The following is a 21,035-nucleotide window of genomic DNA, read 5'->3' as shown; positions in this document are numbered from 1 at the left end:
TTAGTTACGCTTTGCTTTTCACGCCTTTGGTGGCGGCAGCCTTGAGGGCGGCCTTGTATTCTTTCGGGAATACTTTCACGAAATGGCGGAGCTGATTTTCCCAGTCGCTGAGGATGAATTTGGCCACGGTGCTGTTGGTGTACGCATGATGCTTGGTGATCAGGTCGTGCAGCTGTGCGGCATCTTCTTCGCCGAGCGGGTCGAGGTCGATCATTTCCGGGTTGCATTGTCCGGCGAAAGTGCCTTTCACGTCGTACACGAAGGCGATACCGCCGCTCATGCCCGCGCCGAAGTTGCGGCCTGTTTCACCGAGGATCACTGCGCGGCCGCCGGTCATGTATTCGCAGCCGTGGTCGCCCGTTCCTTCGGTTACCACGGTGGCGCCGGAGTTACGAACGCAGAAGCGCTCACCGGCTTTTCCGCGGATGAAGGCTTCGCCGGAAGTTGCGCCGTAAAGGGCCACGTTGCCTGCGATGATGTTCTCCTCCGCCTTGAATCCTGCTTCCGTAGACGGATAAAGGATCAGTTTGGCGCCGGAGAGGCCTTTGCCGAAGTAGTCGTTGGCTTCGCCTTCCAGTTCGAGCGTCACGCCTTTGGTGTTGAAGGCGCCGAAGCTCTGGCCGGCGGAACCGTTGAATTTGAAATGGATCGTGTCTTCCGGAAGCCCTTCGCTCTTGTAACGTTTGGATATTTCGTTGGACAGGATCGTGCCCAGGGTACGATCGGTGTTTTTCACCTTGTACGTGCCGAATACGCGGGTCTTGCTTTCCAGCGCATCTTTGGCGGCTTTGAGCAGCTGCCAGTCGAGCACTTCGGCCAGGCCGTGGTCCTGCTCTTCCTGTTTGTACAGGCCGGTTTCGTCGGAAGCCGGTTCGCGGTACAGCACAGGAGAAAGGTCGAGGTTCTTGAATTTCCAGTGAGAGATGTTGTCGCGCACTTTCAGCACTTCCACTTGTCCCACCATTTCCTGCACCGTACGGAAGCCCAGCTCGGCCATGATTTCGCGGAATTCGGCCACGAGGAAGTGGAAGAAGTTCACCACGGCTTCAACGGTACCGTTAAAGCGTTTGCGCAGATCGGGATCTTGCGTGGCAACGCCCACGGGGCAAGTGTTCAGATGGCATTTACGCATCATGATACAGCCTTCCACCACGAGAGCGGCGGTAGCCACGCCCCATTCTTCGGCACCCAGCAGGGTGGCGATGGCGATGTCGCGGCCGGTTTTGAGCTGACCGTCCGTCTGCACCACTACGCGGCTGCGGAGTTTGTTGCGGACGAGGGTTTGATGCGTTTCCGCCAGCCCCAGTTCCCAGGGAAGCCCGGCGTGTTTGATGGAGCTGATGGGGGAGGCGCCGGTACCGCCGTCGTGGCCGGATACCAGGATCACGTCGGCATGCGCTTTCGCAACACCAGCGGCGATGGTGCCCACACCTGCTTTCGACACGAGCTTCACGCTGATGCGGGCCGCGCGGTTGGCGTTTTTCAGGTCAAAGATCAGCTGCGCCAGATCTTCGATCGAATAAATATCGTGGTGCGGCGGCGGCGAAATAAGGCCTACTCCGGGCGTGGCGTGGCGGACCTTCCCGATCCACTCGTCCACTTTATGACCGGGCAACTGGCCACCCTCACCGGGCTTCGCGCCTTGCGCCATTTTAATTTGCAGTTCGTCGGCATTGGTCAGGTAATAGCTCGTAACGCCGAAACGTGCAGACGCAACCTGTTTGATGGCCGAGCGCATGGAGTCGCCGTTGGGCAGCGGCTCGTAACGCATTTCGTCTTCCCCGCCCTCGCCGGTATTGCTTTTCGCGCCGATGCGGTTCATGGCGATCGCGAGGGTGGAGTGGGCTTCGTGGCTGATGGAGCCGAAGCTCATCGCGCCGGTAGCGAAGCGTTTGAGGATGCTTTCCGCAGATTCCACTTCTTCGATGGGCACCGGGTTGCGGTTCCGCTTGAAAGTGAACATGCTCCGCAGCGTAGCAGCTTTCTCGCTCTGGTCGTTTACGGCTTTCGAGTATTTCTTGAAGATGCTGTAATCGTTCTGGCGGGTAGAATATTGCAGCAGGTGGATGGTGGTGGGATTGAAAAGGTGGAATTCGCCTTTCCGTTTCCATTGGTACACACCGCCCGTGGTGAGGCGCTGTACCGGGGTTTCCTTGCGGCCGTAACCCATCCAGTGCTTCGCCAGCGTTTCCTGTGCGATCTCGTCGAGCCCCAGCCCCTGAATGCGGGACACGGCGCCGGTAAAGTATTTGTCGACTACGGATTTGTTGATGCCGAGGATCTCGAAGATCTGGGCGCCCTGGTAAGACTGCAGGGTCGAAATGCCCATTTTGGAGAACACTTTCAGCAAACCTTCACAAACCGCTTTGATGTAGTTCTTTTTCAGTTTGTCCACATCCAGCTCCGTCTGCAACTTGCCGCGCAGCCGCAGGTCGCGGATGGTGGAAAGGGCGAGGTACGGGTTGATGGCGGTGGCGCCGAAGCCGAGGAGCGCGGCGAAATGATGTACTTCCCAAACATCGCCTGCTTCCACAACGATACCTACCTGGCCGCGGTAACCCTTGCGGATGAGGTGGTGATGCACCGCGGAAACGGCCATGAGGCTCGGGATCGCAGCGTGCTCGGAATCGATGGCGCGGTCGGAAAGGATGATCACTTCAAAGCCGTCTTCCACAGCGTCTACCGCATAACGGCAGAGGCGGGCGAGGCCTTTTTCAAGGGAGCCGGGCTTGCCGTCGGCCTTGAAATAAGTATGTAAGGTCTTGGCCTGGAAAATACCGGTGTCGATGCTGCGGATCTTTTCCAGTTCGTAGTTATTCAATACCGGGTGCGGCAGCGCCACGGAGTGGCAGTGCAGCGGATCTTCATCCAGCAGGTTGCCGTTGTTGCCGAGGAAGGTAGCCAAAGACATGACCAGTCTTTCCCGGATGGGATCGATAGGCGGATTGGTCACCTGGGCGAACAGCTGTTTGAAATAGCTGCTGATGTGCTGCGGCTGATCGCTCAAAATAGCCAGGGGAACGTCTGTGCCCATGGAGCCGATGGGCTCTTTGCCGTCGATCGCCATCGGGGAGATGATCGTTTCCAGGTCTTCGGTGCTGTAACCGAAAGCGCGCTGGTATTTGAAGATCTGTTCGTGCTCGAGGTGCGTGAAGGTGACGCGGGGCTCGGGCAATTCATCCAGCCGGATCTTGTATTTATTGAGCCATTCGGCGTAGGGCTGTGCGGAGCAGATGGACTGCTTCAGCTCTTCGTCGCCGATGATGCGGCCCTGGTCCATGTCTACGATGAACATTTTACCGGGCTGCAGGCGGCCTTTTTCTTTTACGTTTTTCGGATCGATGGGAAGCACGCCGGCTTCGGAGGCCATGATCACGCGATCGTCTTTCGTAACAACGAAGCGGGAAGGGCGGAGCCCGTTCCGGTCGAGGGTGGCACCGATGATTTTGCCGTCGGTGAAGGAGATCGACGCGGGGCCGTCCCAGGGTTCCATGAGCGAGGCGTGGTATTCGTAGAAGGCTTTCTTCACGGGGTCCATGCTGTCGTTGCCGTCCCACGCTTCGGGGATGAGCATCATCATGACGTGGGGGAGCGAGCGGCCGGTGAGGTTCAGCAGTTCCACCACGTTATCGAGGCAGGCGGAGTCGGATTGCCCTTCGTCCACGATGGGCGAGAGCATTTCCATTTCCTCTTTGGTGAAATATTTGGTCAGGAAGGAGCTTTCGCCGGCGCGGAGCCAGTTGAGGTTGCCTTTCAGGGTGTTGATCTCACCGTTGTGGGCGATGAAACGGAAGGGATGCGCGAGCTTCCAGCTGGGGAAGGTGTTGGTGGCGAAACGGCTGTGGATGAGGCCGAACGCGGAAACCATGCGCTCGTCGCGAAGGTCCGGATAATAATGGCCAACCTGGTAAGTGGTGAGCTGGCCTTTATATACGACGGTTTTATGGGAGAAGGACGCGAAATAGATTTCGGCCTTTTCTTTCGGGATGGAGCAACGCACCGTTTTGGTGATGTAGTTGCGGAGCACGAACAGTTTACGTTCAAATTCTTCCGGATCGGAAATATGATACGGGCAGGCGATGAACAGTTGTTCGATTTCGGGCTCTACGGACAGGGCCGTTTCGCCGATGCCATCGGGGCGAACGGGTACTTTACGGTAACCGAGGATTTCGAGGCCCACTTTTTCCGCGCAGCGTTGAATGATCTCGCGGCACTCTTCGCGCCAGCGGGGCTCTTTGGGGAAGAAGACCATCCCTACACCGTATTTTCCGGCATCCGGAAGGCGGATGCCCATTTTGAGGCATTCTGCATACAAGAATTCATGCGGCATCTGGATCATGATACCCGCACCGTCGCCGGTGGTGCGCTCGCACCCGCAGGCGCCGCGGTGTTCCATGTTTTCCAGCATGGTTAACGCGTCGCGGATGATCTGGTGTGATTTCCGACCCTTGATATGGGCGGTAAAGCCCGTACCACACGCATCGTGCTCAAATTCCGGACGATATAAACCTTGTTCTTGGCTCACAATTCGCATTGGCTGTTAAAATTTTCCTTTTTATCCTTATCAGATACACTACGCCCACAGGCAACAAAGCCCTGGCTCAGGTACCGTATTTTGCTTTGGGAACGGTTTAAAGATACTAATAGAATGCGGTTTATTTTACAGAAAGTTTGATTAAACCGCTAAAATTTAGAAAAAATTAAAATCGGCCGCCGGTTCATTTGAAAAACATAAAAATTGAACCCCGGGAAAGGGCAGGATGGGGTATAAAAAAGGCCGGGAATTTTCCCGGCCGTGAATAAATTGTGAAAAAACTATCATTTTCAGGGGGCAAATTCGAATTTCACCGACCCATTCACCATTTCCACCCGCATCGGATCGCTGATCATGCTCTCATTGTGCATACGGTCCAGCGCGGTAACGATATAAATATAGGAGCGCCCTTTAATATATTGGCGGTCCAGGAAAACGGGGTCCGGCATCTGCGGCACCATCGCGATGATCTTCGTCGGGTCGCTCACATTGATCACCTGCCCCTCCTCGAACCGGTATAATACATATTGATGCGTCTGGTGCGAAGTGTCGTCGTCCGCCCAACGGATCTCCAACCCGCCGTCTTTCTCGAATGCGTCCGTGAAATAAGGCGCCAGCGGGGCTATATTGTCTATCCACGGCATCGTGGGCACCAGGGCCGGGTATTTATACAAATGGTTGCGCAGGGAATCGTTGATGCCGAACGGGTTACCGTCGAAAGAGCGGCTGCTGAAAAACGCGCTCCCGTGAATATTGCTGTAAGCCCGCGTAGCCGCGATCTGGTTGGGCAATTCCCGCGGGTTCCGCCAGGCGGCGTTGCTCCCGAGCCGGTAAGTTCCATGGCCGATGTACATATGCCGGCCATAGGCGTGCTTCGACCACCAGTCTACCAGCACTTCGTACGCCACCAGCCGGTGCCCGAACTCCCAGTACAGCTGCGGTGTGAGGTAATCGATCCAGCCGAGGCGCTGCCATTTGATGACATCGGCATACAGATCGTCGTAGTTCGTAAGGCCCGCCCGCGTGGGGGAACCGCTGAAATCCTTGTCCTGGTTGCGCCATACGCCAAACGGACTGATCCCGAACTTCACCCAGGGCTTGGTTTCCTTGATGGCGCCGCTGAGCATCTGGATGATGGTATCAACATTGTAACGCCGCCAGTCGTCGAGGCCGCGGCCTTTACCGTAGAGCCGGAACGAGCCCTGGTCGGGGAAATCCTTGCCGGGAAGACGGTAAGGGTAAAAATAATCGTCGAAATGAACGGCGTCGATGTCGTACCGTTTCACTACGTCGCGGATGAGCTCGGTCACGTAAGAGCGGACTTCCGGGATGCCCGGGTCGAAATATTTTTTGTCGCCGTACGTCACGAACCACTGTGGCCGGGTGCGGGTGATATGATTGGCGGCGATGCTGCTGCCGCGGGTGTTGGCTACGGCGCGATAGGGGTTGAACCAGGCGTGGAATTCCATTCCGCGTTTATGCGTTTCCGTGATCATGAATTCCAGCGGATCGTAATACGGGATGGGCGGTTGGCCTTGTTTTCCGGTGAGGTATTCGCTCCAGGGCTCGTACGGGGAAGGATAGAACGCATCTGCCGCAGGCCGCACCTGCAGGATGATGGCGTTCATCCCGTTCCGCTGGTGAAAATCCAGCAGCTCGATAAATTCAGCGCGTTGCTGATCGGGCGGCAACCCTTTCCGGGAAGGCCAGTCGATGTTTGCTATCGTTGATATCCATACCGCCCTGAACTCCCGTTTGGGGGGCTGCTGCGCCTTTGCGGGATGCAGAAAGCTGCCGCACAGTAGTAGTCCGGTCAATAAGTGCTTCACCATTTCCTGTTTCGGTTTACCGTAAACTGCGAAAATAAAGTTCCGAAGGTCAAATGCCAAATGCGGAGAGGATTTGTATTTTGTAAATAGAATCCACGCCCATGAAAACGCTCATCATTCCCATCTGTTTATTTTTCAGCTGTGTTTGCGGGAAAGCCTATCCACAGTCCAAACTTCCGGCCAAAGCCACCGCGCGAACGTTGGAACAAGCGGCGCAGGATCTGTTTTTCGACCTGGGGAAGGAAAAACTGGCGAAGATGACCGCTCCGTTCGACGGGGAACAGCGGACCGAGTGGCATTTCGTGCCGAAAGACCGTTTCGGCCTGCGCCTGAAAGACATGACGCAAACCCAGCAGGAGAAGGCTTTTGCGCTGGTTAGCCTTTGCCTGAGCAAAGACGGTGCCCGCAAAGCGAAAGGCGTGGTGGAGCTGGAAGCCATCCTCCGGGAAGCGGAAGGCCGCGCCATCAACGATACTTACCGCGACACGGGGAATTTCTACTTCGCCGTGTTCGGAAGCCCTTTCGCCGGCAAGCCCTGGGGCCTGCGCATGGAGGGGCATCACGTGTCCCTCAACTTTACCATCCTCAATAACCACGTGCTGTCTGCCGGCCCGGGGTTTCTGGGCGCCAATCCCGCGCGGGTGGCGGATGGTCCGCATAAAGGCCATCAATTGCTGAAAGGGGAAACCGACCTGGCGTTCACGCTCGTCAACGGGCTGAGCGAACAGCAGCGCAAAACCGCCATGGTAGCGGAAAAAGCACCGTCAGACATTATCTCGGGGAACAAGCGCCGCGCCTGGCAGCTCGATCCGCCGGGGATCGGTTGGGCATCGCTGCAGCCTGCGCAGCAACGGCAGCTCCGCACGCTGATCGACGAATATATTGGCCGGTATACGCGGCTGATGAAGGATATTTTGTGGAAAGAGATCGAAACGGCGGGACTGGACAGTATCCGATTCGCCTGGGCGGGCGCCACCAGCTGGGGCCAGGGTCATTATTACCGCATCCAGGGGCCAACGTTCCTCATCGAATACGACAATACGCAGAACAATGCGAACCATGTGCATTCGGTGTTCCGGGAACTGAAAAATGATTTCGGGGACGATGCGCTCAAGCGCCATTATGACACCGATCACCGGTGATTTTCAATGGATTATGTTGAAGGAATAGGGCGCCCGGTTGTTCTGAAAAGACAGGAACGGCAGGGTGGAATTTGCCTTAAAATGAAGCCTGCGGCGGATTTTACACTTTCCGGCCGAGGTATTGGCTGTAATCCGGGAGGATGACGTTGTATTCCTGGTGCATCAATGGGGAGGTCATGAGGAAATCCGCCGAAGCCCGGTTGGAGGCCATGGGAATGTTCCAGACCACGCCCAGCCGCAGCAGGGCTTTGATGTCCGGGTCGTGGGGCAGGGCTTCCATGGGGTCCCAGAAAAAGATGATCACGTCTATCCGCCCTTCGGCAACGGCCGCACCGATCTGCTGATCGCCGCCCAGTGGGCCGCTAAGCAGCTTGCGCACGGAAACGTCGAGCGCCTCTTCGATGAGCTTGCCGGTGGTGCCGGTGGCGTACAGCTCGTGGCGCACGAGCACCGTTTTGTTGTACGTGGCCCATTCCAGCAGTTCCGCTTTTTTGTGATCGTGGGCGATCAGTGCGATCCGCTTGCGGGCATGCAGGGTTTTAGTCTGTAACATATTGCAAAAATATACCTGTTTCCGGAGACTCCAAGTTAGGGCCGGCATTCTCGCCAAATTTTGTTAATTTTGGCGGAGATAAAATTGGACTAATAATGATCAAAACAGGAAATCCCATCATCAGTATCTATACGGAAATGACGCCGAATCCGGAAACGATGAAGTTTGTGGCGAACAAGCTCCTGTATCCGAATAAATCCATCGATTTCCCCGATGCGGCCAGCACCGGCCCGAGCCCGCTCGCAGCCGAGCTTTTCACTTTCCCCTTCATCCGCGGCGTATTCATCGCCAGCAATTTCGTGACGCTGACCAAAACCAACGATACCGACTGGGCAGACGTGATCCCCACCATCCGCCAGTTCCTCAAGGAATACCTGGAAGATAACCGCGCGGTGATCAATGAAGACGAAATCAAAGCGGCCCCTGTGATGAGCGGAGACGACAGCGATGTGGTAACCCGCATCAAAGACCTCCTGGAAAACGCCGTGAAACCCGCCGTGGAAATGGACGGTGGCGCTATCCAGTTCAAAAATTACGAAGACGGTGTGGTTACCGTGATCCTGCAGGGTTCCTGCTCCGGTTGCCCGTCGTCCATGATCACCCTCAAATCCGGCATCGAAGGCATCATGAAACGCATGATCCCCGAAGTGAAGGAAGTGGTGGCCGAATCCGAATAAGCCATAGTTGAATGAATGATAGTGTTAAAGCGCGGTTTTCATAACTGCGCTTTTTTCGTTTTGTTATGTAGCTTTGGTGCTTTGCAACAAAACAGTGAACGATGAAAGGAATGCTATTCGGATGCGCGATGGTGCTGGCTTCGGCATCCATATCCGCGCAACAGACCGAGGCCGTGGTTACCTACGGCTTCCGCAATAACGGGAAAGAATCCCGCGGCGAACAAACCCTCCTGATCCAGGGGAAACGCGCTGCTGTTGGGGCTTCTGGCAGACAAACGGAACAACAGTTCCTCAGTTATGCAGACAAAGCCACCTTCCAGCTGCTGCAGTCCAAAAACGGGACTTTCACCCTGAAAAAGCCTTTCGGCGAATACATCAAGCCCGAGCTGCTCCCAGGAATAGACACCGTAGCCGGTATCCCCTGTAAAAAAGCCAAAGCCATCATCCGGTCCAACACCATCGAAATCTGGTACACCGACGCGCTGGCCATTAAAGGAACACCGCAGATCTCCATCGCACCGGGACTGGGCCTCATCCTCAAAATCGTCCGCAACGGCAACAGCGAAACCTTCGCCAAGAAGATCGAATATAGAAAAGTGACGAACGAAGAACTGAAATGGCCCGCATCCTGGGGGAAACTCGTGTCCGAGCCCGCGTACCAGCGCCAGGTGATCGACAGCCGGTATGCCATCGTTCCCATCTTCCAAAGCGAACAGATCAGCTGGGGCAACAAAATCGATAACCCGCAAGGCTATCCGCTTAATGCCACTTATCATTTCGCCGGCGGCACCGTAGTGCTGAAAAAAGTGAATCTTCCCGAACTGAAATCCGGCCAGCGGCTCTTCGCCGAACTGGTACAATATTCGAACGGAGATGCGTACGACCGTACGGGCTCTGTGTTCGTGGTGCCGACAGACAAGGCCCGCAGTTTCCTCGAAGGCCTGGAAAAAGGCGCGAACGTGCTGCCCGCTTTCAAAGGCCGGAACGGAAAAGCTTACCAGGGCTACGTTTCGACCGACGATTACAATGCGCCGCTGGAAGTGATGCGCTTCTTCACGCCGTTCGGTGTCCGTCATTTCAATAAGCAGGTACAGATCGAAGGGTATCCCTGGGCGGATTCCGCCGTTTTCAAACAAGACATCTCCGACTTGGCGCCCCGCCTGCAGGGCGATGTGTATATCGGCATCTACATCGGGAATTATGATAAAGGCGGTCATAAGGCCAGTCTTTCGTTCAAATATTATCCCGGGTACGACGGTGAGGGCAAGCCCGAACCGAAGAAATGGGTGCAGCCGGTCTTCAATTCCACCAACCTTATGGAAATGGCGGGACAGGAATACGCGACCTTCTTCGACCAGGATTCGCTGACGGTGACGGTGAACGTTCCGCAGGGCGTGAAAAACCTCAAGCTGCGCTACATTGCCACCGGCCATGGCGGCTGGGGCGGCGGCGACGAGTTCAATCCCAAGCTCAACGAGATCTATGTGGACGGCCAGCGTGCGTATCACTTTATTCCCTGGAGGGAAGATTGCGCCACCTATCGCCTGCTCAACCCGGCTTCGGGGAATTTCGGGAACGGACTTTCCTCTTCCGACCTGAGCCGCAGCAACTGGTGCCCCGGAACGCTGACGCTGCCGACGGATATTCCGCTGCCGCAGCTCACGCCCGGGAAACATACGATCCAGGTGACGATCCCGCTGGGCAAGCCCGAAGGCGGAAGTTTCAGTTTCTGGAATGTGTCCGGCGTATTGATCGGCGATCAGGAATAACTACTTTTACAGTAAGGGCCGCCGGCTTGGCGGCCTTTTTTATTTTGTATATGGACGGATTTATTCAGCAGGTGATAGACGGATTTCTGCAGATGTCGTGGCAGGAAGCTACCGGCGTGATCTTCGGTATCGTGAGCGTGTTTTGTTCGCGGGCCAATAGCGTGTGGGTGTACCCGACGGGGCTCGTCAGCACGGGGTTTTTCACTTACCTGTTCGCCAAACCCGGCGTGGGCTTGTATGCCGAAGCCGGGCTGAACGCATATTATTTCATTATGAGCGTGTACGGCTGGTATAACTGGACGCGGCAGAAAGACGGGCACGATGCGGTGGGGATTTCGTGGATGAGCCGCCGCGACTGGCAGATCGCGCTGGGGATCGTTGTGGTGGGATGGGTTTTCATCTGGTGGGTGTTGCGGTCTTTTACCGACAGTACGGTCCCTATACTGGATGCGCTCGTGTCTGCCACGGCCTGGAGCGGGATGTGGCTGCTGGCGAAGCGGAAGATCGAAAACTGGGTGATGCTGAACGTTTCGAACTTCATCGCGGTGCCGTTGCTGCTGTATAAAGGGCTTGCGCCGACTGCGGTATTAACCGTAATTTTGTTCATCGTGGCCGTCAACGGATATTTCCACTGGCGCCGCATCTACCGGGAACAACTAAACGAACAGGCGTGAAGAGAATCGTAGTCATCGGTCCGGAATCCACGGGCAAAAGTACCCTCAGCCAGCAATTGGCGGCCTTCTACAAAACGGAGTGGGTCCCCGAGTTCGCGCGGGCCTACCTCGAATCGCTGGGCCGGCCGTATGAAAGGGAAGACCTCTGGCACATCGCGCAGGGGCAGCTCGCGGCGGAAGATGAAGCCGCCGCCCGCGGGAAGGATTTCATCGTCTGCGACACCGATCTTTACGTCATCAAAGTCTGGAGCGAAGCGAAGTACGGAGAATGCGACCCGCGCATCCTCGAACAGATCGCCGTCCGGAAATACCACGGCTACCTGCTCACGTATATCGATATTCCCTGGGAAGACGATCCCCTCCGCGAACACCCCCTCCCCGAAGAACGGCTGTATTATTATAATATCTACCGCGATATCGTCATCAATTCGGGCGTTCCCTGGGCCGACGTCCGCGGAGATCATAATCAGCGGTTGGAAACATCGGTGGCAGCCATTCCGGAGATGCTGGGATAACGCTGCGGATCTCTTCTGCCATCAAACCCGCGTCAGCAGGCTTTTTGGCGATTTGACACAAATCGCAGAAATTTTCAAAATGCCGCTAAAAAAATTAGGGGAAGAAATACACAAATACGGTATTGCAGCCGATTAAGGCTATTTTTCGGCTTCTTTCGAGGATAATTTAACCGTTTTCGGCTCCGTGATGAGCTCGGAAATGTCGGGATCTCCGGCGAGGTTGCGCATTTGCTGGAGGATGCGTTTCTGTCGCCAGGCGGTGATGCGTGCGGGGGGATTAACCGTGTATTTGACGGGGTTAGGGAGGCATGCGGCGATCATGGCGGCCTCTTCGCGGTTCAGGTTGGATGCCGGTTTTTTGTAATACACCTGCGCTGCGGCTTCCACACCGAAGATGCCTTCACCGGTTTCGGCCACGTTGAGGTACATTTCCAGGATGCGCTTTTTGCTCCAGCACAGTTCGATCATGAAAGTGAAGTAAACTTCCAGTCCCTTGCGCACCCAGCTCCGGCCCTGCCAGAGGAAAACGTTTTTGGCGACCTGTTGGCTGATGGTGGAGGCGCCGCGGATCTTTTTGCTTTTCTGGTTATGCTTGAGCGCCTTTTCGATGGATTTGAAATCGAAACCGTCGTGATCCGGGAACAACTGGTCTTCGCTTGCGATAACGGCCAGTTTGACATGTTGCGACATTTCGCCGAGGTCCACATAATCGCGATGAAAAGATTTATCGGTACCGATGAGGGAAAACCAGCTGCCGATCATGGTCATGGTGACGGGCGGGTTCACCCATCGGAGCATGACGATGTATAACAGTTGTGCTACAAAGAGAATAAGAAAAACCCTTTTGATGATTTTCCATGTTCTCGGGACGATTCCTTTTAATTTCATCCGGTTTGATTTCGAAACAGGGCGGAAAGTTAGCAAGATTATGGATACGGTTGTAATTTACCCGCCAACATTGATCCGCGAAAGATTGTTAATAATAAAAAGGAAGGCCCATGAGACTAGAACTGCATCCGCAAAATCCGAATCCCCGGAACCTGAAAACGATCATCGAATGCCTCCGCGACGGCGGCGTGGTGATTTATCCGACAGACACGGTATATGGCATGGGCTGCGACATTTTCAAGCCCGAAGCGGTGGAGCGGATTGCGCGGATCAAGGGGATCGACCCTAAAAAATCGCATTTTTCCTTCATCTGTTACGACCTGAGCCATCTTACGGACTATACCAAAAGTGTGGATACGCCGCTGTTCCGCATCCTGAAGCGGGCGTTGCCGGGGCCGTATACCTTCATTCTGCCGGCCAGCAAACAGGTGCCGAAGCTCCTGAAAACGAAGCGCGACACGGTCGGTATCCGCGTTCCGGACAATCTTATTTGCCGGACGCTGGTGAAAGAGCTGGGGAACCCGGTGATGAGTGCGTCGTTGCCCATCGACGAATACGTCGAAGAATATACCGATCCCGAAATCATCCACGACAAATTCGGCAAGCTGGTGGATATCGTGGTGGATGGCGGTCCTGGCGGTGTGCTGATGTCTACCGTGGTAGACTGTACCGGCCCGGAGCCGATGGTGGTGCGCGAGGGCGCGGGGGATTGGGAAGCCGTTAGCTGACGCGCGATCTCCGATTTTCGGAGAAATTCTCGGTAAAATAAATCGCTGTAAAAAAGTTTCGTATTTCGGCAATCGCGTTATTGCACGAAACGAACTTTCATTGACTGTTGACCCGTACAAATTAATTCCGCGCGGCGGAAATCAATTTGATTTTGAGAGTGAAGGGAGCCGGGGCTCTGTTCGCAAAAGTGTGGAATTCTACCATACGCATGACCAGTATTATAATGTTGGCTTCGGGGATATCGGAGATGACGGCTACATAGACGATTTATCCGAGACGAATAACGGAGATCTTTTGCGGGTATTTGCTACCGTCATAAAAGTGATGGAGGATTTTCTGGTAAGGAGCCCTGGTGCTGTGTTGTATTTCACGGGGAGTACGCCGCAACGCGTCCGGATATACAGCATGATCCTCACAAGATATTTCCATCGATTCTCGGAAAAATACGAGATCAGATGCGTAAAGGTTGTAGGCGAAGTTAGGGTAGAAACACCATTTGTTCCCGGCAATGGAGAAGAACCGGACCGATTCATTGTTTATACTAAAAAGAATCTATCTAATGAGAAGAAATGAAAGACGAAAAAGCCGGAGGCTGGCGCTTCCCAAATGGGTAGTAGCATTGGAAAGGGCGAGAGGGACTTTGTTCCGCAGAAAGCATGCCTATGCAATGAAGTATTTCAGGGTTTTCGATTTGGGAAAGGGAAAGGTTACATCGAGGTTGCTGCGTGAATCGGCCCGTAAAAACGACCGGCAGGTGCCTGCCGCTCAGATTGAGAATTTAGGTTGCCAGTTACTGAAGGCAATGGCGTGACGCAAAAGGCGCCCCCATCCGGAGGCGCCCTGTAAAAAACTACGTTGCTGCTATATAAGGTAATTAAATGCCCATTTTCTTCGCGATCGCGGCAGGGATGGCTTTTTTATTCACCATGAAGCAGGTGGTCTTGTAGGCGAAATAAGGAACGGAAGCGTAAAAGTAGCCGCCGCAGCCGTTATTGGCGCCCCAGGAATTCTTCACGATGAAGTAGTTCTTGCCTTCCTGGTCTTTGGCCAGGCCGGTAATGTGCATACCATGATCGTCCTGCGTTTCGAAATTGTCGAAACCGAGCTGGCGGTTTTCCTGCGTGATGGTTTTTTCTTTCGCGGGCCTGGTGAACAGCGCCTGGCGCTCGGCGTCGGAATAGTCGGCCCAGTCTTTTTCAGGTACGATGGCGAGGCCATCTTTGAAAGAAAATCCTTTTTCGCTCACATCGGCTGCCCATGCGAGGGTGTAACCGTTGAGGACGGCTTGCTCGGCGATCTGGGTGAATTCGTTCAGGGGAACGTTGTAAACTTTTTCCCAGTTCCAGTTGTCGGGCACTTCCAGCACGAACTGTTCGTAGAACGGGTGGTGGCTGAAGGAGGAAACGATCACGTAATCGTCGGCATTGAGGCCGAGCTCTTTGGCGAAGGTTTGCGGGGTATAGCTTTTGCCTTTGTACTGGAACTGTTCGGGTGTGGCGCCGATATAGGCGTCGAGCACGCCGGTGAAGGCTTTTTGCCAGTTCGGGTTCACCGTTTTGGCGTCGCCGAGGGTTTTGACCATGCCTTCGAGGAGGCCCAGCATTTCAGCGTGGTTGTAAGTTTTGTCGCGGTTGCCGTCGTACGCTTCCTGCGGTACGAGACCGAAATTCCGGAGGCAGAGCAGATCGTCGGGGAAACCGCCGCCTTCGCCGAAGTTGGCTTTTCCGTGCATGCGCACGTAATTGGCGGCTTTGAGGGGATACATTTTGCGGACCACGAACATTTCGCTGAGGTTCAGGTCTTTGCCTTTACCGGTGCGGAGAAGTTCGGATTCGAAAAAGGAGAGGCCGGAAAAAGACCAGCAGGTACCGGTTTGCCCCTGGTTTTGTACCGCGAAGGCATCCTGGCTTTTGAGGATGGTGAATTTGTATTCGCTGCCCGCTTTGTTGGTGAGCGGCATTGTTTGCGCCATGACGGAAGTGCCGGCGAGCATCGCCGCCCCCATCATCCAGTTCTTCATGCTCATGTTGATTGCAGATTTAGGCGACAAATGTAGGGGATCGGCGGGAAACGGCGCTGCGCGGTATGGATGAGCGGTCAGCCCCCCAGGTATTGCTCCCGGGAGATTTCCCAGCGCCAGAGCTCCCCGGCCTCCCGGCCGTTGATCTCCCCGGCGAAGCGAAGCCCCGATTTCTGCAACACTTTCACGGCGGCATTATATTCCTCTTCCGTATGCGCGATCACCTTCGACACGTACGGATGGCTGAATGCAAAACGGATAAGGATTTCCGCCATTTCAGTGGCGTATCCCTGCTCGCGGTAGGGGCCGGAGACTTCGTACCCGATTTCCACCGCGCCATCCGTATCCGGCCGGCCCTTGAAGCCCGCGGTGCCGATCAGGCGATTGTCGGCCTTGTGGACCGCCAGGTAAAAGAACCAACCCAGTAAGGAAGGATCGTTGCGCAACTTGTCGTAGGCCACCAATACCATTTCAGGGTATTCTGTCCATTGTTCCGGCACATCTATTCCCAAAATCTGGGCTAATGCTTCATTCCCATGCAAAAGCGCTTCAAAATATTGCAACGTGCAGGGTAACAATTGTAACCTTGAGGTTTGGATCATAAGTGAAAACTAGTAAACGATTCGCTGATATGCAAGGGGTGCGGCCTGCATGCAGGAGCAGGGCGACGTTGCTGTTTTTTTGTTCACTGTGGCCGGTACGGAACGCCGTTCCGTACCGGCTTTGTATTAGTTAGGTCTGCTGATTTTTCAATATGGGTCAATGCGCTTCGAGCCAGTTCCTGCCCGTCCCGATCTCGGCTTCGATCGGCACGCTGAGCGGCATGGCGTTGCGCATTCCTTCGATGATGAGCGGTTTAACGAGGTCTACCTCGTCTTTATGCGCGTCAAACACCAACTCGTCATGCACCTGCAGGATCATCCGCGAACGGAAATTATGTTCCCGGAAGGTTTTGTGCAGCGAGATCATCGCCAGTTTGATGAGGTCCGCCGCCGTACCCTGGATAGGCATGTTGATGGCGTTCCTTTCCGCGAAACCACGCACCACGGCGTTGGAGGAATTGATGTCTTTTAACCAGCGCTTCCTGCCCATGAGCGTTTGCACGTAGCCGGTCCGCTGCGCGAATTTCACCTGGTCTTCCATATACTGCTTGATGGCCGGGTATTGCGCGAAGTAGTTGTCGATCAATGCTTTGGCCTCACTTCTCGGGATGCCCAGGTTCTCGCTGAGACCGAAGGCGCTCTGGCCGTAAATGATACCGAAGTTGACGCTTTTGGCGTTCCGGCGCATGTCTGACGTTACGTCCGCCAGTTCCACGCCATATACTTTGGCCGCTGTGGCGGTGTGGATATCCAGGTTGTTGCGGAATGCGTCGCTCATGTTCTGATCGCCGCTGATGGCTGCGATGATGCGCAGTTCGATCTGCGAATAGTCGGCGGAAAGAAGGGTGAATTCTTCGCTGCGGGGCACGAACGCCTTGCGCACTTCGCGCCCTCTTTCCGTGCGGATGGGAATATTCTGCAGGTTGGGATTGTTGGAACTGAGGCGCCCCGTCACGGCCACCGCCTGGTTGTAGGAGGTATGCACCCGGTTGGTGCGCGGATTGATCATCGTCGGCAGCGCGTCTACATAAGTAGATTTGAGCTTGCTCAGTTCGCGGTAGACGAGGATATTTTCCACGATGGGGTGCTTGGCGGAAAGTTTGGCCAGCACGTCTTCGCCGGTAGCGTATTGCCCTGTGCGGGTTTTCTTGGCTTTGGGATCGAGCTGGAGCTTTTCGAACAGCACTTCGCCGAGCTGTTTGGGCGAACCGAGGTTGAAACGGACCCCTGCCTGCTGGAACACGCTTTCTTCCGCCTTGCGGATCTCGGTTTCCAGCTCGCGTGAATAATCGGCGAGGGCTTGTGTATCGATCTTCACCCCTTCAAATTCCATATCCGTCAGCACCTGCACGAGCGGCGCCTCGATGTCGTAAAACACGTTGGCCACATTACGTTCGCTTAACAGCGGCTCGAAGCTGGATTTGAGTTGAAGAGTGATGTCGGCGTCTTCGGCAGCGTATTCCTTGATCTTTTCGATCTCGACATCGCGCATATTGCCCTGGTTCTTGCCTTTCTTGCCGATGAGCGTTTCAATGGAAACCGGCGCGTATTGCAGGTATTGGGCGCTGAGGAGGTCCATCGAGCGGCGGCCCTCAGGCTCTATGAGGTAATGTGCGAGCATGGTGTCGAACAATTTCCCTTTCACTTCGATGCCGTACCATTTGAGGACGATCATGTCGTATTTCGCGTTCTGCGCCACGAACTCCGCGTCCGTCCGTTCAAAAACGGGGCGGAACGTTTCGAGGATCTGCAGCACTTCGTCGCGGGCAGGCGGCAGGGGAATGTACCAGCCTTCGGCCGGTTTCACGGAGAAGCTCATCCCCACGATGTCTACCGCATTTGCGTCTGTGCCGGTGGTTTCCGTGTCGAAGCTGATGATGGGTGCTTTCATCAGCTGGGCTACCAGTGCGGCATGCTTTTCGGGCGTATCGGCGAGGTGGTAGGTATGCGGTGTGTTATCGATATTTTTATCGGCGACGAGGCCCGGTCCTTCGATGGCTTCCGCCTGTTGCGCGAGGGCGCTTCCGGCCTGGGGGGCCTCGGTGGGATTGCCGAAGAGATCTTGCTGGGCGGGCTTTCCGGGATCACCGGCCAGGGCGTTGAACGAATCGCCGAGGATCGTTTTGCCGAGGCTTTTGAATTCCAGCTCGGAAAAGATTTCCGTGAGTTTCTCCTTGTGGATTTCCGTGCAGCAGAAGTTTTCTTCATGGAATTCGACCGGCACATCGGTGATGATCGTCGCCAGTTTTTTGGACAGGATGGCGGAATCGGCGCCTGCACGCACTTTTTCACCGAGCTTTCCGGGAATTTTATCGGCGTTGGCGATAACGTTTTCGAGGGTGTTCCATTCGGAAAGCAGCTTGGTGGCGGTTTTCTCGCCTACACCGGGAATCCCCGGGATGTTGTCTACCGCATCGCCCATCAACCCCAGGATATCCACGACCTGGGCCACATCGTTGATGCCCCAGCGTTCGCAAACTTCCTTCGGGCCCATCACTTCTTCCTTGTTGCCAAGCGCGGGCGGCTTCCAGATGAAAACATTATCTTTTACCAGTTGGCCGTAATCCTTGTCGGGCGTAACCATGTATACGGAATAGCCCTGGGCCGCGGCCTGCCAGGCAACGGTGCCGATGATATCGTCTGCCTCGTACCCGTCGAGCTCCAGCACGGGAATGTTGAATCCCTCAATGATCCGCTTGATGTCGGGCAGGGCCGCGAGCAGGTCTTCAGGCGCATCTTCGCGGTTGGCCTTGTAGTCGGCGAAATCAGTATGCCGCTCCGTAGGCGCGTGCGTATCAAAAGCCACGGCGATGTGCGTGGGTTTTTCCTTGTTGAGGAGGTGGATTAACGTAGTGGTGAACCCGAACTGCGCGTTGGTGTTCTTTCCCTTGCTGGTGAGCCTCGGGTTCCGGATCAATGCGTAGTAGGCGCGGTAAATAAGCGCCATTGCGTCCAATAAGAAGAGTTTTTTGCTCATTCGTCAAAAGTAATCAATTCCCATAATTCCTAATTTTACGGGATGAAGAAGATTTATTACCTGTCGACCTGCAGCACCTGCGCCCGTATCCTCGAAGAAACGGCAGCGGTGGCGAAAGGAGCGGAATTGCAAGACATCAAGAAGGAAAAAATTACGCCGGAACAACTGGAAGAAATGCACGCGCTGGCCGGCAGTTACGAATCGCTGTTCAGCCGCCGGTCGATGCAGTACAAGGCGCGCGGCCTGGCAGGAAAGGAGCTGTCGGAAAATGACTACCGCGATCTCATCCTCGAAGAATATACTTTTCTGAAACGACCGGTGGCGATCGTGAACGGTAAAATTTTTATCGGGAACGACGCGAAGACCGTGGCGACGCTGAAAAGCGCGCTCTGATCCGTTAATCGGTCACAAATTATACATTTCCCTAAAGTGATTCTGCGAAGCGGCGGACGATCGATTTGTACGCGTTCATGTCTTCCGGCCGGCCGAAAGTGCGGAAGGGGAATGTTTTTGCGTCGTTGAGCGCCTGCTGGAGCCGGAACCGGTGTTGCGGTACGCTGATGAAATAGCCTTCCTGCATGAGGTGTTTTCCCAGGTATTCCTGTTCGGATTGGCCGGGGGTGGGGATGAGGATGGCTTTTTTGTTCAGCTTGGCGAGGTCCATCAGGGTGGTGTACCCGGACCGGGAAATGACGATATCGCTGGCCTGCATGGCGGCGTTGAGGTCGGCCGCGCCCAGGTGGCTGACCTGGGAGATCCCCGGCGCGGTGGCTTCTTCGCTGGCCTGGTCGGGTTTTCCGCTGACGATGAGGGCTTTGATGCCGGGTATCTGGCGGAGCTGTTCTTTCAGGATGGTTTCCAGCTGGGTGCGTTGCGGTTCGGGTCCGGAAATGAGGGCGAGCACGTCGTATTTCCGGGAAACGCCCGGCTGTGGCTCAAAGCGGGAGAGGCAGCCCAGGTAGGTGGTGTTATTGGGCAGTTCGGCAGGGTGGGCCAGCACGCCGCTGAGGTTGTGCGTTCCGGGGAAGTCGGGCACCCAGCAGGCGGAGTATTTATTGATATACCGGTAATTGATGCGCTGGAGAATGCGCTCGGTGACACCGCCGAAGGGCGTCTTGATCAGCAACTGGTGGGAGATGAAGACGCAGGGGATGTCTGGATGGTAAAGGCCGAACCGGTTGTCGGAGATGACGGCGGAAATGCCGTGCTCGGCAACGGTTTTGCGCAGCCAGGCCTGTTCGTGGCGGACGGCTTTCCAGATCTTGGGGACCTGGCGCAGGATTTTGACGCCGAAAAAGAGGCCTTTTTTGCTATATGTGATGTGGTATCCGGGAAGGGGGAGGATGGTGATTTCCGGGAATTCCCGGGAGAGCAGTGCGGCGTGCTTTCCTTCGGCCGCAATAACTACCACGCAACCAGCGTTTAAGAGTTCACGAATCAGCGGAATGTCGCGCGTGGCATGGCCGAGGCCCCAATCGAGGGGTACCACCAGCACTTTTTTTTGCACAGTGGGATTTGTGGACAAATATTTCAGAATTTATTGCGAAATTAGTTTAATTTAGAAATGATCATTGTTAAGAAAAGGTAAACTTCCCGCCCGACTGACTAGCAATTTTGACGAGCATTTTAATTTTCGATGATGAAAAGGATTTCCTGGATTTTCATTTTCTTGACGATGGCCAGTTTAACGTGGCAAGGTTGCAGTGTGCTGAAGAAAAACGATTGCGGCTGCCCGCCGATGCAGAAGGGGCGGATGCGGCACTAGCGAATATCTCACCTATACCTTTACCTTGAAGCACATCTTACCATGTGCGCACGTTATTGAAAACATGGATGTCAACAACAGCGAAAACAATCAAACCTAATTAGCATGAAGCCTGTAGAGAGGGATTTACTCATTTTATTGCACGAAGACCGCTATAATGAGCAAGAGATCCAGCAGGAGGTGAAGCAGATCAGCGATATGCTATCACTGGTAGAAACGATGGATTTCCTGGCTGCCGCCACCGAAGTGGCGGACTGCAACAAGCATCGCGTTACCAGTAAGCGCAAAGTGCTGGAGCGCGCGTTCTTCCGCAAGGAGCCGAAGGCATTTGAGTTCATTATCCACAAAAATTAAGGGCACG

18 protein-coding genes are annotated in these 21,035 nt (G+C 55.0%); 10 read left to right on the top strand and 8 right to left on the bottom strand.

Translation table 11 applies throughout. The features are described from left to right. Positions 1 to 4 precede the first annotated feature (4 nt). Positions 5 to 4,534, bottom strand: coding sequence for a glutamate synthase large subunit (gltB, locus tag ACQKLP_RS00285; RefSeq protein ID WP_427318964.1), 4,530 nt, complete (start codon positions 4,532 to 4,534; stop codon positions 5 to 7). Positions 4,535 to 4,824: 290 nt separating this feature from the next. After that, entirely contained in the window at positions 4,825 to 6,366 is a 1,542-nt protein-coding gene (locus ACQKLP_RS00280) for a family 10 glycosylhydrolase (protein WP_427318962.1), read from the bottom strand. 98 nt (positions 6,367 to 6,464) lie between these two features. On the opposite strand from ACQKLP_RS00280, the gene ACQKLP_RS00275 reads away from it, so the two are divergent. Then, a complete protein-coding gene (locus ACQKLP_RS00275) occupies positions 6,465 to 7,505 on the top strand; it encodes a DUF3500 domain-containing protein (protein ID WP_427318960.1) in 1,041 nt (346 codons plus the stop codon). A 100-nt stretch (positions 7,506 to 7,605) separates the two neighbouring features. On the opposite strand, the gene ACQKLP_RS00270 is transcribed toward ACQKLP_RS00275, so the two are convergent. Beyond that, positions 7,606 to 8,058 carry a methylglyoxal synthase gene (locus tag ACQKLP_RS00270; protein ID WP_341842053.1) on the bottom strand — a complete coding sequence of 151 codons (453 nt, stop codon included), beginning with the start codon at positions 8,056 to 8,058 and terminating at the stop codon, positions 7,606 to 7,608. Positions 8,059 to 8,153: 95 nt separating this feature from the next. On the opposite strand from ACQKLP_RS00270, the gene ACQKLP_RS00265 reads away from it, so the two are divergent. The 4 genes from ACQKLP_RS00265 (at position 8,154) to ACQKLP_RS00250 (ending at position 11,693) form a co-directional block, all read left to right on the top strand. After that, entirely contained in the window at positions 8,154 to 8,735 is a 582-nt protein-coding gene (locus ACQKLP_RS00265) for a NifU family protein (RefSeq protein WP_341842052.1), read from the top strand. A 101-nt stretch (positions 8,736 to 8,836) separates the two neighbouring features. Beyond that, the gene (locus tag ACQKLP_RS00260; RefSeq protein ID WP_427318957.1) at positions 8,837 to 10,504 is read left to right on the top strand and encodes a PNGase F N-terminal domain-containing protein; all 1,668 of its coding nucleotides are present in this window, start codon (positions 8,837 to 8,839) and stop codon (positions 10,502 to 10,504) included. Between the two features lie 50 nt (positions 10,505 to 10,554). After that, complete coding sequence (gene pnuC, locus ACQKLP_RS00255) at positions 10,555 to 11,178, top strand: nicotinamide riboside transporter PnuC (protein ID WP_427318955.1); 624 nt, start codon at positions 10,555 to 10,557, stop codon at positions 11,176 to 11,178. Further along, positions 11,175 to 11,693 (top strand): AAA family ATPase, encoded by a 519-nt coding sequence (locus ACQKLP_RS00250; protein WP_427318953.1) that lies wholly within the window; start codon positions 11,175 to 11,177, stop codon positions 11,691 to 11,693. Before pnuC ends, ACQKLP_RS00250 begins: the two co-directional genes overlap by 4 nt. A 138-nt stretch (positions 11,694 to 11,831) precedes the next feature. Here the strand turns inward: ACQKLP_RS00250 and mtgA are convergent, their stop codons facing one another. Then, positions 11,832 to 12,581: a monofunctional biosynthetic peptidoglycan transglycosylase gene (gene mtgA / locus ACQKLP_RS00245; protein WP_427318951.1), complete on the bottom strand. Its 750-nt coding sequence runs from the start codon at positions 12,579 to 12,581 to the stop codon at positions 11,832 to 11,834. Positions 12,582 to 12,691: 110 nt separating this feature from the next. Between mtgA and ACQKLP_RS00240 the strand changes: the two genes are divergently transcribed. Both ACQKLP_RS00240 and ACQKLP_RS00235 read left to right on the top strand, forming a co-directional pair. Beyond that, complete coding sequence (locus ACQKLP_RS00240) at positions 12,692 to 13,309, top strand: L-threonylcarbamoyladenylate synthase (protein ID WP_427318949.1); 618 nt, start codon at positions 12,692 to 12,694, stop codon at positions 13,307 to 13,309. A gap of 100 nt (positions 13,310 to 13,409) precedes the next feature. Further along, positions 13,410 to 13,883, top strand: a complete 474-nt coding sequence (locus ACQKLP_RS00235) for a DUF6934 family protein (protein ID WP_427318947.1) — start codon at positions 13,410 to 13,412, stop codon at positions 13,881 to 13,883. A 301-nt stretch (positions 13,884 to 14,184) separates the two neighbouring features. On the opposite strand, the gene ACQKLP_RS00230 is transcribed toward ACQKLP_RS00235, so the two are convergent. The 3 genes from ACQKLP_RS00230 to polA form a co-directional block, all read right to left on the bottom strand. Further along, the gene (locus ACQKLP_RS00230; RefSeq protein WP_427318945.1) at positions 14,185 to 15,336 is read right to left on the bottom strand and encodes an aminopeptidase C; all 1,152 of its coding nucleotides are present in this window, start codon (positions 15,334 to 15,336) and stop codon (positions 14,185 to 14,187) included. Positions 15,337 to 15,407: 71 nt separating this feature from the next. Beyond that, the gene (locus ACQKLP_RS00225) at positions 15,408 to 15,932 is read right to left on the bottom strand and encodes a GNAT family N-acetyltransferase (protein WP_427318943.1); all 525 of its coding nucleotides are present in this window, start codon (positions 15,930 to 15,932) and stop codon (positions 15,408 to 15,410) included. A gap of 157 nt (positions 15,933 to 16,089) precedes the next feature. Continuing rightward, complete coding sequence (polA, locus tag ACQKLP_RS00220; RefSeq protein WP_427318941.1) at positions 16,090 to 18,909, bottom strand: DNA polymerase I; 2,820 nt, start codon at positions 18,907 to 18,909, stop codon at positions 16,090 to 16,092. 42 nt (positions 18,910 to 18,951) lie between these two features. Here polA and ACQKLP_RS00215 point away from each other — a divergent pair, with 42 nt between their 5' ends. Next, positions 18,952 to 19,302, top strand: coding sequence for an arsenate reductase family protein (locus ACQKLP_RS00215; RefSeq protein WP_427318939.1), 351 nt, complete (start codon positions 18,952 to 18,954; stop codon positions 19,300 to 19,302). Between the two features lie 31 nt (positions 19,303 to 19,333). Here the strand turns inward: ACQKLP_RS00215 and ACQKLP_RS00210 are convergent, their stop codons facing one another. After that, positions 19,334 to 20,416 (bottom strand): glycosyltransferase, encoded by a 1,083-nt coding sequence (locus ACQKLP_RS00210; protein ID WP_427318937.1) that lies wholly within the window; start codon positions 20,414 to 20,416, stop codon positions 19,334 to 19,336. A gap of 107 nt (positions 20,417 to 20,523) precedes the next feature. Here ACQKLP_RS00210 and ACQKLP_RS00205 point away from each other — a divergent pair, with 107 nt between their 5' ends. Then, positions 20,524 to 20,703: a hypothetical protein gene (locus ACQKLP_RS00205; protein ID WP_427318935.1), complete on the top strand. Its 180-nt coding sequence runs from the start codon at positions 20,524 to 20,526 to the stop codon at positions 20,701 to 20,703. A gap of 76 nt (positions 20,704 to 20,779) precedes the next feature. After that, on the top strand, positions 20,780 to 21,028 hold the full coding sequence (locus ACQKLP_RS00200) for a hypothetical protein (RefSeq protein WP_126248486.1): 249 nt from the start codon (positions 20,780 to 20,782) through the stop codon (positions 21,026 to 21,028). Positions 21,029 to 21,035: the final 7 nt, after the last annotated feature.

Origin of the sequence: Chitinophaga sp. NPDC101104, from assembly GCF_050277495.1 — a bacterium.
In the GTDB taxonomy this organism is placed as follows: Bacteria; Bacteroidota; Bacteroidia; order Chitinophagales; family Chitinophagaceae; genus Chitinophaga.
Note: the sequence above shows the minus strand (reverse complement) of the source record. Positions and strands in the feature narration are given on the sequence as shown.

What these genes read in the sequence shown, in the direction of transcription:
- ACQKLP_RS00230 (WP_427318945.1), bottom strand. Translation starts at nt 15,336, where the DNA reads ATGAGCATGAAGAACTGGATGATGGGGGCGGCGATGCTCGCCGGCACT.
- ACQKLP_RS00280 (WP_427318962.1), bottom strand. Translation starts at nt 6,366, where the DNA reads ATGGTGAAGCACTTATTGACCGGACTACTACTGTGCGGCAGCTTTCTG.
- ACQKLP_RS00260 (WP_427318957.1), top strand. Translation starts at nt 8,837, where the DNA reads ATGAAAGGAATGCTATTCGGATGCGCGATGGTGCTGGCTTCGGCATCC.
- pnuC (WP_427318955.1), top strand. Translation starts at nt 10,555, where the DNA reads ATGGACGGATTTATTCAGCAGGTGATAGACGGATTTCTGCAGATGTCG.
- ACQKLP_RS00240 (WP_427318949.1), top strand. Translation starts at nt 12,692, where the DNA reads ATGAGACTAGAACTGCATCCGCAAAATCCGAATCCCCGGAACCTGAAA.
- ACQKLP_RS00215 (WP_427318939.1), top strand. Translation starts at nt 18,952, where the DNA reads ATGAAGAAGATTTATTACCTGTCGACCTGCAGCACCTGCGCCCGTATC.
- ACQKLP_RS00225 (WP_427318943.1), bottom strand. Translation starts at nt 15,932, where the DNA reads ATGATCCAAACCTCAAGGTTACAATTGTTACCCTGCACGTTGCAATAT.
- ACQKLP_RS00265 (WP_341842052.1), top strand. Translation starts at nt 8,154, where the DNA reads ATGATCAAAACAGGAAATCCCATCATCAGTATCTATACGGAAATGACG.
- ACQKLP_RS00270 (WP_341842053.1), bottom strand. Translation starts at nt 8,058, where the DNA reads ATGTTACAGACTAAAACCCTGCATGCCCGCAAGCGGATCGCACTGATC.
- ACQKLP_RS00200 (WP_126248486.1), top strand. Translation starts at nt 20,780, where the DNA reads ATGAAGCCTGTAGAGAGGGATTTACTCATTTTATTGCACGAAGACCGC.
- gltB (WP_427318964.1), bottom strand. Translation starts at nt 4,534, where the DNA reads ATGCGAATTGTGAGCCAAGAACAAGGTTTATATCGTCCGGAATTTGAG.
- mtgA (WP_427318951.1), bottom strand. Translation starts at nt 12,581, where the DNA reads ATGAAATTAAAAGGAATCGTCCCGAGAACATGGAAAATCATCAAAAGG.
- ACQKLP_RS00275 (WP_427318960.1), top strand. Translation starts at nt 6,465, where the DNA reads ATGAAAACGCTCATCATTCCCATCTGTTTATTTTTCAGCTGTGTTTGC.
- polA (WP_427318941.1), bottom strand. Translation starts at nt 18,909, where the DNA reads ATGAGCAAAAAACTCTTCTTATTGGACGCAATGGCGCTTATTTACCGC.